The sequence below is a fragment of the Cyanobium sp. BA5m-10 genome (assembly GCF_024346255.1).
Classification (GTDB): domain Bacteria; phylum Cyanobacteriota; class Cyanobacteriia; order PCC-6307; family Cyanobiaceae; genus Cyanobium_A; species Cyanobium_A usitatum.
Map to the genome: position 1 here is coordinate 59,106 of NZ_JAGQCP010000009.1, position 12,195 is coordinate 71,300.

The 12,195-nt window shown below is 64.2% G+C and carries 11 protein-coding genes; 4 read left to right on the forward strand and 7 right to left on the reverse strand.

All coding sequences use genetic code 11. The features are described from left to right. The first annotated feature begins 28 nt into the window (after positions 1 to 28). Positions 29 to 541 (forward strand): DUF1997 domain-containing protein, encoded by a 513-nt coding sequence (locus KBY85_RS05665; protein WP_254960532.1) that lies wholly within the window; start codon positions 29 to 31, stop codon positions 539 to 541. Here the strand turns inward: KBY85_RS05665 and KBY85_RS05670 are convergent. The 5 genes from KBY85_RS05670 to KBY85_RS05690 all read right to left on the reverse strand — a co-directional run bounded on the left by KBY85_RS05670 (position 507) and on the right by KBY85_RS05690 (position 6,956). Further along, positions 507 to 1,148 carry a ribonuclease HII gene (locus tag KBY85_RS05670; protein WP_254960533.1) on the reverse strand — a complete coding sequence of 214 codons (642 nt, stop codon included), beginning with the start codon at positions 1,146 to 1,148 and terminating at the stop codon, positions 507 to 509. The genes KBY85_RS05665 and KBY85_RS05670 overlap by 35 nt on opposite strands. Next, a complete protein-coding gene (locus KBY85_RS05675) occupies positions 1,149 to 3,215 on the reverse strand; it encodes an Rne/Rng family ribonuclease (RefSeq protein ID WP_254960534.1) in 2,067 nt (688 codons plus the stop codon). It lies immediately after the preceding gene. 391 nt (positions 3,216 to 3,606) lie between these two features. After that, entirely contained in the window at positions 3,607 to 6,264 is a 2,658-nt protein-coding gene (locus KBY85_RS05680) for a TIGR03960 family B12-binding radical SAM protein (protein ID WP_396121816.1), read from the reverse strand. A 39-nt stretch (positions 6,265 to 6,303) separates the two neighbouring features. Continuing rightward, entirely contained in the window at positions 6,304 to 6,708 is a 405-nt protein-coding gene (locus KBY85_RS05685; protein WP_254931882.1) for a type II toxin-antitoxin system VapC family toxin, read from the reverse strand. Further along, positions 6,705 to 6,956 (reverse strand): AbrB/MazE/SpoVT family DNA-binding domain-containing protein, encoded by a 252-nt coding sequence (locus KBY85_RS05690; RefSeq protein ID WP_161956154.1) that lies wholly within the window; start codon positions 6,954 to 6,956, stop codon positions 6,705 to 6,707. The genes KBY85_RS05685 and KBY85_RS05690 overlap by 4 nt, the downstream gene beginning before the upstream one ends. Positions 6,957 to 7,057: 101 nt before the next feature. Here KBY85_RS05690 and KBY85_RS05695 point away from each other — a divergent pair, with 101 nt between their 5' ends. Genes KBY85_RS05695 through KBY85_RS05705 form a run of 3 tightly spaced genes read left to right on the forward strand, consistent with a single transcriptional unit; the run spans position 7,058 to position 9,494 of the window. Beyond that, on the forward strand, positions 7,058 to 8,284 hold the full coding sequence (locus tag KBY85_RS05695) for an LL-diaminopimelate aminotransferase (RefSeq protein WP_254931881.1): 1,227 nt from the start codon (positions 7,058 to 7,060) through the stop codon (positions 8,282 to 8,284). A 26-nt stretch (positions 8,285 to 8,310) separates the two neighbouring features. Beyond that, positions 8,311 to 8,640, forward strand: a complete 330-nt coding sequence (gene clpS / locus KBY85_RS05700) for an ATP-dependent Clp protease adapter ClpS (RefSeq protein WP_396093912.1) — start codon at positions 8,311 to 8,313, stop codon at positions 8,638 to 8,640. Next, complete coding sequence (locus tag KBY85_RS05705) at positions 8,640 to 9,494, forward strand: CPBP family intramembrane glutamic endopeptidase (RefSeq protein ID WP_315859970.1); 855 nt, start codon at positions 8,640 to 8,642, stop codon at positions 9,492 to 9,494. Before clpS ends, KBY85_RS05705 begins: the two co-directional genes overlap by 1 nt. Here KBY85_RS05705 and KBY85_RS05710 read toward each other — a convergent pair. Then, positions 9,478 to 11,064 carry a photosystem II high light acclimation radical SAM protein gene (locus KBY85_RS05710; RefSeq protein WP_254960536.1) on the reverse strand — a complete coding sequence of 529 codons (1,587 nt, stop codon included), beginning with the start codon at positions 11,062 to 11,064 and terminating at the stop codon, positions 9,478 to 9,480. The two genes, KBY85_RS05705 and KBY85_RS05710, sit on opposite strands and share 17 nt — an antisense overlap. After that, the gene (cofG, locus tag KBY85_RS05715) at positions 11,055 to 12,071 is read right to left on the reverse strand and encodes a 7,8-didemethyl-8-hydroxy-5-deazariboflavin synthase subunit CofG (RefSeq protein WP_254960537.1); all 1,017 of its coding nucleotides are present in this window, start codon (positions 12,069 to 12,071) and stop codon (positions 11,055 to 11,057) included. Before cofG ends, KBY85_RS05710 begins: the two co-directional genes overlap by 10 nt. Between the last annotated feature and the right edge of the window lie 124 nt (positions 12,072 to 12,195).

Below are 12,195 nucleotides of genomic sequence, written 5' to 3' on the forward strand. Positions count from 1 at the left end.
AGGATCATGCCGCGCCGGCCCGCAGGCCATGCCCCTGGCCTTCTGCGCCAGTCAGCAACTGCAACTTGACGTGAGCCACCAGCCCGAACGGCTGGCCGCCTACTTGAGCGATCAGGATCGGGTGGTCAAAGCCCTGCTGGATCCCGACCAGCTCAAGCCCCTCGGCCCAGGTCACTATCGCTACGCGGTGACCCATCTGCAGGTATTTCAACTGCAGATTCAGCCAGTGGTGGATCTGCGAATCCGCCTGGCCCAAGACCGGCTGGTGCTGGAAGCCACCGAGTGTGAACTGGAGGGTTTGGGGCTAGTGGATGATTTCCGGCTGACCCTGGGATCCTGGTTGGCAGCGGGTGCCAACGGGCTGGAAGGGGAAGCCAGCTTGGCCGTGACGGTGAGCCAGCCCTCACTGCTCAAACTGATTCCCGCCAAGGTGCTGGAAGCCACCGGCCGCTCTCTGCTGGCAGGCATCCTGCTGGGCATCAAGGGCCGGGTGGGGCAGCAGCTACTCAGCGACTATCGCCTCTGGTGCCAGGAGCACTGAGCTCCAGCCGCCCCAAAAAACTATGACGATGCAGCGGCGTTGTGCCGAGGTTTTGGAGGGCGGCGCGATGCAAGGCCGTGCCATAACCGGCATGACGCTCCAGCCCGTAGCCTGGGTAGCGCTCCGCCAGGGCGGTGATCAAGGCGTCCCGGGCCTGCTTGGCCAGCACGCTGGCGGCCGCAATCGCCAGGCAGTGGCTATCGCCTCGCACCATTGTGCGCTGGTCGCCGTGCCAGCCCCGCAGGGGCAGCACCCCATCCACCAGCAGCAGCTCAAACGGACACGACAGTTTTTGCAGGGCGCGGGCCATGGCCAGCTCTGTTGCTAGCCGGATGCCTCCGCGATCGATTTCTGCCGCCGAGGCCTGGCCGAGGGCCCAGGAAGCCGCCAGGCGCCGGATAACGGGCACCAGGGCCGCTCGCCGCCGGGCGGTGAGCTTTTTGCTGTCGGTGAGCCCCAGACCAGCCAAGGGCTTTAGCGCTGCGGCCGGCAGCACTACCGCAGCAGCAAAAACAGGGCCGAACAGACAACCGCGACCGACCTCATCAACGCCGGCGCACTCGCCCGGATCCCTGCCCTGCCAGGGATCCGACTCCGGCGGACCCACTCAGCTGGAGGCCGAGGAGCGCCGGCGGCGGCGACGTGGTTCGCCTGACTCATCAAGCTCCGGCTCAGCAACTGCCAACGCGGTGTCTACTTGGGGGGTGCCGGCTTGGGAGGTTGTGGCTTGGGAGGTTTGGGTTTTCGCTGCTGGGGTTTTGGCGGCAGAACTGCGGGTGCGACCGCGGCGAGCTGGAATCTCGACTTCAGGAGGAGCGATGCTGGCAGTGGTCGGCACCGACACCGTGACCACTGTCTCGGGCTCGCTGAGCTCTGGCAGGGGCGTAATTTCCACCGGGGCCGGCATAAGCAGAGTCTCTACGCCTGAGGCCGGCATCTCTCCAGCGCCGTACTGACCATCAGCGGCGGCCCCATTACCGCCGCGACCACCTCGTCCGCGGCGACGACGGGAACCAGCAACTGCCAGCTGCTGCCTGGCTTGCTCCAGCACTTCTTCCGCCTCCATGCCGGGGCGAACCACCCTGACCACGACGTTGTCGTTGCTGGGGGGCTGCTCGAGCAGCAGGGCTGGATTGAGGCCCATCCAACCAAACACCAATTCCTGGTCCGCATCCATCGGCACGGCCACCAGCTCCTGATCAAAGCGGCGGGGGGCCGGCTCCATGCTGGCGCCACTGCCTGAGACAGGTGCCTCGATCGGGACGATCTCGACCCCATCAGCGGCCTGCGTGGCAGGCGCATCGAGGAACTCACTGCCATTACGCACGCTTCGCCCGCCTCGGCGGCGGCGACCGGTAGCGGCCTCGGGGATGCTGGGGCTGAGCACCTCAGCGCGAGCCGATGCTACGGAGCGCACCAGGCCGGTGAGGGTTGCCAGGGGCTGAAGCGTGTCTTTGCCTGGCAGCACGGCCACATGACCCAAGCCCCCACAGCTGGGACAAGCTCGTCCAAACAGTTCGTAGATGTTCTGCCCCTGGCGCTTGCGGGTGAGCTCGACTAGGCCGAGCTCGGTGAGCTGGGCTATCTGGGGACGGGCGGCATCGTCGCGCACCGCCTGGGTGAAATGTTCGAGCAGCTGCAGCTGATCACGACGGGACTCCATATCAATGAAGTCGATGATCACGACGCCACCGATGTTGCGCAGCTTCAGCTGGCGGCCGATCTCCACCGCCGCTTCGCAGTTGGTCCAGAGCACCGTCTCGCGGGAGTTGGCCGAGCGGGTGAAGGAGCCGGAGTTGACATCAATGACAGTGAGCGCCTCGGTGGGCTCGATAATCACGTAGCCGCCGGAAGGCAGATCAACTCGCGGCTTCAAGGCATCGCGAATGGCGGCATTGACCTTGAAATGCTCGAGAATCTCCGCCGATTCGGTGTGAGCTTCCACCAGCACCGTGGTGTGATCAGAGCCCAAAAAGGCATTGGCCCGGGCAACCGCTTCCGGTGTATCAACCACCACCCGCACCAGCTCTGGGCTATAGAGATCGCGCAAGACGCGATGCACAAAGTCTTCGTCGCGGTTGAGCAGGACCGGCGGGCTGGCGGTTTCTGCGGCGGTTTGGATGCCCTCCCACTGGCGCAGCAGGGCTTCAAGGTCGTCGATCAGCAGCTCTTCGCTAACAGCTTCTGCCTCGGTGCGGATCAGCAGGCCGGCGCCTGGTGGCTTGATCAGCACACCGAGGGCCCGCAGCCGGTTGCGCTCGTTCTCACCGTTGATGCGGCGGGAGATGTTCACTCCCTGGCCGTGGGGCTGCAGCACCAAAAACCGCCCCGGCAAGGCCAGGTTGCCGGTGAGGCGGGGGCCCTTGGTACCGGTGGGCTCCTTCATCACCTGCACCAACACCTTCTGGCGCGGCTCCAGCAGCTCGGTAATGGCGGCAGCTCCCTTGCGCAACCGCAGGGGACCCAGATCGGTGACGTGAATAAAGCCGTTCTTTTCGCTTTCGCCGATATTTACAAAAGCGGCATCGATGCCAGGCAACACATTTTCAACGGTGCCTAGATAGACGTCTCCGATCTGATAGCGGCCTTGGGCTACAACCAGTTCATCAACACGTTCGTCGTTGAGAACTGCAGCGATTCGCAGTTGCTCGGCTATGACGATCTGCTGGGGCATGGGGAATGGGATGGGCCCGACGGGCCCGGCCAGGGATAAAACGATGGATATGGGCGGACTTGAAGGCTGAAACCTGGTTCAAGCCCTACGGGGCCAGGCCAGAAAAACATCAACAAGCCAAAAACTTGGACTATTAAAAGTCCAGAAAATGATCGGAACGCCGGCAAATCCGGATCGCTCTGGCGGCAATACTGCAAAAAATGCTGTTCTGAATCTTTCGCGCATCGAGTGCCGCGAAACAGCTTTCAAGAATCGAGCTTCCTGAGAGCGGTGGGGCGAAGACTGGGACAGAGGTGTCCTGGGGCGGTTAAACCAGCGAACCTGGCTACCGGCAACCGTTGGAACTCGATCAATAAACCGAGCCCAATCGGCTATTCGCCTTGATAGGAAATTAGCACGGCTTCAGCACCAAGCCTTTCCGCCGTAAGCCACTCAGGGCAAGGGATTGACCGAGCCGTTCAGCGAGCCAGTGCTGCACCTGCTCAGGGCGGAGACTGCGGCCAGCGGCATCGATCGCAGCCCATAGGGTGCACAGCAAGGAACCATCCGACTGCGGCTCCGCCCATTGCAAATCGAGCAAAAACGGCCGGCAATCGCGGCTGCGGGGGCGACCTTTTTTATCTGTGTCGTTCCAGGTCAGCGTCTCAGCGGCTATCAGGCTGGCGCGGGCCTGCTGCCACTGCTCCAGGGTCGGTGGCGCCCCGGCTTGGGGCTGCAAAACAAACTGCCAATGGGCAGAAGCCAGCTCTTGGGAAAGGCTGACGCCAAACACCTCAACCCGAATAGCCGAGAGCAACTGGAAGCCAGCTGGAAGCTCAGGCTGCAACCGAGAGCGCACCAGGCCTGGATCCACCTGTTCGGTGAACTCCAAATCCAGCCACTCGCCGCTGCCCTCTACCCCTAAGGGCAGCGGCAGGGCTAGCTGCAGGCGAGGCAGAGGATGGAAGCCACCGGTGAAACTCACCGGCAAGCCAGAGCGGCGCAGGGCCCGCTCCAGCATTCGCAAGGTGTCTAGGTGGCTGATCAAAGCCAGGGAGCCAGTTTTGGCAAAGCCAATGCGGAGCCGGTCGACCCGCTCGCTGGCAGGGGCCCGCTGGGGAAGGGCCGCCGGAATGGCAGGCGGCGGAATTACCACGTTGTGGCCAAGCTCCGGGCCGCACACGCCACAGCTGCTGCAGCCATCAAAGGAGCAATCGGGCACCACGGTGGCGGCTAGGGCACGCTGCAGGTCCTCAGCCAGCCAGCGCTTATCCAGGCCGGAATCGATGTGGTCCCAGGGCAGGCTCTGTTCGCAAAAGGTCTCCAGGTCAGCAGCATCCATCGCCTCCACCGCGCTCCAGGCGCCTAGCTCCAGCTGGCGGTAGCGGCCACCCAGGCCCGCCGCCTCGATCGCGCCGGTCCAGGCGGTGTAGCTGCGCTCGGCCGACTCAAACCAGGCATCCAATCCCGCCCCGGCCCGCCAGGCCGCCTCAATCACCGCTGAGAGGCGACGGTCGCCGCGGCCGACAAAGTCTTCCACCGCGGAAAGGCGCACATCACTGAAATTAGTTTTGAGGCCCCGCAACTGGCGCAGGGCCCGGCGCAACAGCTCCTGACGCCGCCGAAATTCATCGGTGCTGACGCTGTGCCACTGGAATGGCGTGTGGGGCTTGGGCGTGAAATTACTGATCGTGAGGTTGAGCTCCAGCCGGCCGAGATCGGAGCACTGCCCTTGCAGGGCCTGGCAAGTATCGGCGATGCCGAGCACGTCAGCGTCAGTTTCACCCGGCAGACCGATCATGAAATAAAGCTTCAACTTGCGATAGCCGTTCTCCATCGCCGTACGCACGCCGGCCAGCAGCTCTGCGTCGGTGAGCCCCTTATTGACGATGTCGCGCAGACGCTGGCTGCCAGCCTCCGGCGCAAAGGTGAGGCCCGCCTTGCGGGTACCGCCCAGGATGTGGGCGATGTTTTGATCAAAACGATCCACTCGCTGGCTAGGCAGGGTGAGGCTCACGTTTTTGTCAGCCAGGCGATTGCGCAGCTCCACCCCCACCGCAGGCAGAGCCAGATAATCCGAGCAGCTCAGCGAAAGCAGCGAGAAATCGCTGTAGCCGGTGCGGCCCATGCCCTCCTCAACGGCTTCAATGACCGCTTCTGGCTCCACATCGCGGGCAGGGCGAGTCAGCATCCCCGGCTGACAGAAGCGGCAACCGCGGGTGCAGCCGCGGCGAATTTCCACCGTGAGCCTGTCGTGCACGGTTTCGATATGGGGCACCAACCCCATGGCGTAGTGGGGCATCGGCGTGGCCGTTCGCCGCTGAACCCGAGCAGGGGCGCCTGGTTCGAGCGGCTCGATGCTCACCCCATCGACGCCGGGGCCATAGAGCGAGGGCACGTACACGCCAGGCACCTGAGCCAGATCGCGCAGCAGCTGCCGGCGCGTATGGCCGGCTGCGCGAGCCTCAGCCACCACCAGGCCGATCTCCGGCAGCAGCTCCTCGCCATCGCCGAGGGCCACGAAGTCGAAGAAGGCAGCAAAGGGCTCCGGGTTGCTGGTGGCGGTGGGGCCGCCGGCAAAGATGAGCGGTGGCGCATCCGGGTGAGCCAGGGGCAGGTCGCCCCGCTCAGCAGCCCGAATCGGGATGCCGGCCAGCTCCAGCATCTCGAGGATGTTGGTGCCGCCCAGCTCGTAGCTGAGCGAGAAGCCCAGGATGTCGAAGGCGGCTAGGGGGCGCCGGCTCTCCACTGCAAAGAGGGGGGCACCGCGCTCGCGCAGGCGTGCCGCCAGATCAGGAGCAGGCAGGTAGCTGCGGTCGCACAGCTGGCCGGGAACGGCGTTGAGGATTGAATAGAGAATGATGTGGCCGCTGTTGCTTGCCCCCACCTCGTAGACCTCGGGGTAGGTGAGCGCCCAACGCACCCCTACTTCCTTCCAATCGGCCTCCCAGTCGCGCGGCTTCACCCCCAGCTCATTGCCCAGGTAGCGGGCGGGCTTGCTGATGCCCAGATCAACCAGAGCGTCGAAGTCGACCGGCGCATCAGCCGAGGTGGCAACGGTCACGGGCACGGCGGCTGGAAGCTGAGTTGATCGTATGCAGCACCGGGCTCAGAGCTGCTGCACCGCCGGCGTGAGCGCCAGCTCGCCAGCCTTGCGCACCAAAGCTCTATCGAAGCTGACCAGAGCCGCGCAGCCCTCACTGCGCAGCAGATGCAGGGCATCGGCGAAATCCAGGCCCTTGGCATAGGCCTCGAGGGCCTGCAACACCTGCTCCTCCTGCTCCAGATGCAGTTGGCGGATCGCGTTCAAGCCTCGGAAGGCCCGAATGATCGCCTCCCGGGGCAATTGATAAGCGCCGCGCAGGACCCATTCCAGCTCCAGCACCACGGTGATCGGCACGAAACAGGCTGAGCTGTCGTCGATCAGATCGGCCACGCGGCGGGCCTGCTCAGGGTCGTCATTGGTGAGTAGGCGCACCAGCAGGTTGGTGTCAAGGGCCACCGGCAAGGTCATGGCGTTCCCTTGGAGACATAGAGCGCCGGGTCCATGCGCTCAAGCGGCACAGGCTCACCCTCATAGTGAGCCGCACCAATCAGTGCATGAGCACTGGCCGCATTGGCCGCCCCCTGGGGGGCCAGATGCAGGCCATCGGGCTCAAGGTTCAGGGCCAGGCGATCGCCGGCGCGTAGCCCGAGCAACTGGCGCAGCCGGGCTGGAATCACCAGCTGGCCCTTGGAGGAAAGGGTGAGCAGAGCATCCATCCGAGCATCCACAGGCCTGCTTACCAGCGTAAGCCAAATCTGCCGCATAGGACAATCGCCCCATCACTCACCGGGCCCGGCGGCGGCCCACCCCGCGCACCATGGCTCAGGTCAACGGCAATTATCTCAAGCTCAAGGCGGGCTACCTCTTCCCTGAGATCGGACGGCGGGTGAAGGCCTTCAGTGAGGCCAATCCCGAGGCGCCGATCATCCGCCTAGGCATCGGCGATGTGACCGAGCCGCTCCCTGAGGCCTGCCGCACCGCCATGAAGGGCGCCATCGATGAAATGGGCAGCCGCGAGGGCTTCCACGGCTACGGCCCCGAGCAGGGCTACCTATGGCTGCGGGAAAAAATCGCCGCTAGCGATTTCCAGGCCCGCGGCTGCCAGGTGAGCGCCGAGGAGATCTTCGTCTCCGACGGCTCCAAATGCGACAGCAGCAACATCCTCGACATCCTCGGCGAGGGCAACCGCATCGCCGTGACAGACCCGGTTTACCCGGTTTATGTGGACAGCAATGTGATGGCAGGGCGCACCGGCGACGCCGACGATGCGGGGCGCTATGGCGGCCTCACCTACCTGCCGATCACCGCAGCCAACGGCTTCACCGCCGAGATCCCCACTGAAAAGGTGGATCTGATTTACCTGTGCTTTCCCAATAACCCCACCGGCGCTGTAGCCACCAAGGCGCAGCTGCAGGCCTGGGTCGATTACGCCCGCGCCAACGATGCCCTGATCCTGTTTGACGCCGCCTACGAGGCCTTCATCCAGGACCCCGAACTACCCCACTCGATCTACGAGATCGAAGGCGCCCGCGAGTGCGCCATTGAGTTTCGCTCCTTTTCCAAGAACGCCGGCTTCACCGGCACCCGCTGCGCTCTCACCGTGGTGCCCCGCGGCCTGATGGGCACTGCCGCCAATGGCGAACGGGTGGAGCTTTGGGCCCTGTGGAACAGGCGCCAGTGCACCAAATTCAACGGCGTCAGCTACATCGTGCAGCGCGGCGCCGAGGCGGTGTATTCGGTCGAGGGGCAGGCCCAAGTTCAGGCTCTGGTTGCCTTTTACATGCAAAACGCGGCGATCATCCGCCACGAACTAACGGCCGCCGGTATCCAGGTGTATGGGGGCGAGCAGGCCCCCTACGTGTGGCTGAAAACCCCCGAAAACATGGATTCCTGGGGCTTCTTCGACCACCTGCTCGGCAAAGCCCACGTAGTGGGCACCCCCGGCAGCGGCTTCGGCGCCGCGGGAGAGGGCTACTTCCGCCTTTCGGCCTTCAACAGCCGGGAGAACGTGGAAGAAGCCATGGGGCGCATCCGGGCCCTTTAATAGGGCGAAACGTCATGTCTGTTGCCATGACTCCTATGCCAATCGCCACCCAGAGTCCCAGCCGCGAGAGCGGCGGGGCAGCCGTGATGGAGAAGGCCCCGGAGCGGGTGCGCAAGCCATCGCCCCGCTACAAGGTGCTGCTGCACAACGATCCCGTCAACTCGATGGAATACGTGGTGACCACCCTGCGCCAAGTGGTGCCCTCGCTCAGTGAGCAGGACGCGATTGCCGTAATGCTGGAGGCCCACAACACCGGCGTAGGACTGGTGATCGTCTGCGATCTAGAGCCCGCTGAGTTTTATTGCGAAACCCTTAAGGGCAAGGGCCTGAGCAGCAGCCTCGAGCCCGAAAGCTGATGGAGCCGCCTGCTGCGGCAGCTAACGCGGCAGTGCGACCGCACTGGTGGGGCACCTTGTTGTACGTGCCCTTGCTCTACCTAATGGGTTGGCTGGTGGCCCGGCCTCTTGCCCTCCTAGCCCCCAACTGGCGCTCCGACCAGGTGGATCTGGCGGGTCTGGTAGTGGCCCTGATTTTGTTGCTTACCAGCCTGCCTTTGAGACTGAGGCGGGTTTGGCAGGAGTCCAATCCCTGGCTGCGCCTGGGATTGGCTGTGCCAGGTGCCCTTGCCCTACGCAGCGGCGTGCGGGGGCTGCTGAAGGCACTGCTCTTACTCGCCCTAGTTGCCGCGGGCTTAATGCTCGCGGGCCAAGCCCAATGGCTTGGGGAGCTCAATGGAGCCCTGCTGCTCAACGGCCTGCTGCTGCTGGCGGGGGTGGGATTTGCCGAAGAGCTGCTGTTTCGCGGCTGGCTATGGGGCGAACTGGAGCTCCAGCTGGGGGCACGCCGGGCGCTGGTGGTGCAGGCGCTGCTCTTTGCCCTGCTGCACCCCTGGTATCGGGCCCCTGGGCTCGAGGCCTTGGGGCTGCTGGGGGGCCTAATTCTGTTGGGTCTAGTGATGGCTCTGCAGCGGCGAGCCGACTCAGGCTCCCTATGGGGAGCAATAGGCCTGCATGGCGGCCTGGTGGGGGGTTGGTTTCTAGTGCAGAAGGGCCTGCTGCAGATTTCCCCAGCAGCGCCTGGCTGGCTGGTGGGTCCCGGTGGCGCCGACATCAACCCGATCGGCGGACTGATTGGCTGGATAGGCCTAGGCGCCCTGCTCTGGATTCGCCGCCGCTGGTGGAGCAAAGACGGGTCTAGCGGGTCGCCGTAGCCAGGGCTTTGCGCCCCTCCACTGGGGCATGTAGGGCCTCTTCCAGTGGGGCGAGGCCGTAATCACGCTCAAGCAGGTCCATCACGGTGCGGCCGAAATCACCGGGGTTGCGCTCGAAGGCCTCGAGGCAGATGCGGCCGAAGGTGCTGCCCATCGGCTCAGGGTTCCAGAGCAGCTGACGAGCAGTCCAAGGCAGCATGCTCATCGGGTTGTAGCCAGGCTTGATCAGGCCCTGATCAAAGCCGTATTGCTCCAGGTGGGTGTGGGGCTGCAGGCCGATGAAAAAGATCGCCGGCTCGACTTTGTCGGCCCCGAAGATGCGCTCCAGCTCGCGGTGATAGGCCACGGTCTGGCGGATCGTCTCTGGCCGCTCGTCGATCACGTTGAACGAGTAATTCACCGACACGTGCTCACGGAAGCCGGCCCGAGCCAGCAGGCGGCAGTTCTCGAGCACGGTGCGCAGGTTGTAGCCCATGCGCATCTTGCGCACGAGCTCCTGGGAGCCCGAGGTGATACCGATCTCGAAGTAATCCATGCCGGTGGCCACCATCAGCTCAGCCAGCTCGGCGTCGAGATTGTCGGCGCGGATATAGGCGGCCCAGCGGATATCGCTCCAACCCTGGGCCTGAATCGCCCGCAACAACTGCTTGGCGTCGTCGATGTAGCGCCGGGCCGGGATGAACTGGGCATCGGTGAACCAAAAACCTCTCACGCCCTTGGCGTAGAGCTGGCCCATCTCAGCGATCACCTCCTCCACAGGATTGACGCGCACCGCCTTGCCCTCCACCACGGTGTAAACGCAGTAGCAGCAGTTGTGGGGGCAGCCGCGCTTGGTCTGGACGCCCACGTAGAAGTCACCGCCGTCGAGATACCAGTCGAGCTGTGGCCAAATCTCGGCGATGTAGGCGTAGTTGCAGGCGGTTTTATCCATGCCAGCCGGCTGCTCGTGGATCAGCCCGGGCCGGGGTGCCTCACCCGCCAAAAAGCAGCGCTCCGCAGCAAGGGATTCACCGCGGATCAGCTTCTCCAGCAGGGGCTCCCCTTCTCCCACCGACACCACGGTGCCCTTGGGCAGCTTGCGGCCCAGCTGCTCATAAAACACACTCACCGCACCCCCTCCCAGCACAGCGGTTGCCTTGGGCTCGAAGCGGCGGGACCGGCGCAGGCCGCGGCGCACCAGCCGCAAATTGCGCCATAGCTCACCGTAAAAGGAAGCCATCAACCCCAGGCCACCCAAGGCACCGCGCAGGCGCCGCAGCGGATTGCGTGCATAAAACACCTCAAAGGAGTTCTGCAGGGGATTGCCGCCACGCCCATCCACGGGCGCATAAATCTGGATGTCGCGCCAGGAGAACACCAGCAGGGTGGGCCTAAACGCCTCAACTGCCCGCAGCAGCACCTGCTCCACATCAAGGAGGGGCACTGCCGCCAGATCAAGAATCTGCTGAGGCAGGTGCGGGAACTGCTTATGCAGGTGATCAGCCAGGTAGATCGGGCCGATCGGAAAAATTGGATTGCAGGGAAGCCGCACCAGCAGCACCCGTTGGTCGCTCGCGGCGCTCACGGCCATGGACTTCTGGGTCCGGAAGATTTGGACGCTAACAACCTTGATTCGGCGCGGAGAGCCTGGCGCCGCATAGCCAGCGGCAAACAGCGGCGCCAGGCTTGATGCACACACAGCCGAGGAGTCAGCTCATAGCCAGCCTGGGCAAGCACTTCCGCTAACTCCGTTGGCGTGGGCTGGGGATAGGCGCGGTTGATCACGTCACTGCTATCGATGCCGCCAAGATCATCGATACCCGCCGCCAGGGCAGCAGGTAGCTCTTGCAAGGGCCAAAGATTTGGTGGCAACTGCAGGTGCACTTGCGGCGGCAGGATTGTCCGGGCTGCGGCAATGGTGCCAAGCAGGTCGGCCTGCTCAGTGGCATTGAGCAACAGAGCAGAAGTGGCATCGGGGCGGAAGGGCTGGAGGATCACCTCCTGCAAGTGACCCCAGCGGCGCTGCAGCTGGGCCAGCAACTCCAGGGCCGCGAGCCTGTCGGCCTCGGACTCCCCCACGCCCAGCAACAGCCCCGTGGTGAAGGGGATCCCTAAACGACCAGCCTGCTCCAACTGGCCGAGTCGCACCGCCAAGCTCTTGCTCGGAGACTGGCGATGCAAGGCGTCGTAGGCCAGGCCGAGCCCTTCCAGCATCAGCCCCATGGAGCCATTAAGTCGGCCCAGGGCGGCCATTTCAGCTATCGAGAGGGGGCCCGCGTTTGTGTGCGGCAGCCGGCCCTCTATCCAGGCCAGACGACTAAGAGCCAGCAGACGACTGAACCAGGCGCGGCGCTGGGGGGAGCCGGGCGGCACCTCGCCGCTTAGCAAAAGCACCTCCGCAGCCCAGGGGCGCAGCCTCAATGCCGCTTGCGCCTGGGCATCACTGAGCCCATCAGCTAAGGGATCTAAGCCATCTGGGGGGCGCCGAAAGCTGCAATAACCGCAGTTGTTGAAACAGAAGCGGGTGGGTACAAGGGTGACGCTGGGGCTCCAGGTGATCTGCCGCACCCCGATATAAGCAGCGCTTATGGGATCCATCAGCAGGGCTTTGGCGCCTCCCGGCCGGCCTTCTCACTAATCCCGCAATCTTCCGTTACAGTCCTGTTACGCAATGTCCTTGCGCTCGACGGGATTCCGTCTGGTGGCTTGCCACCTTCCATAC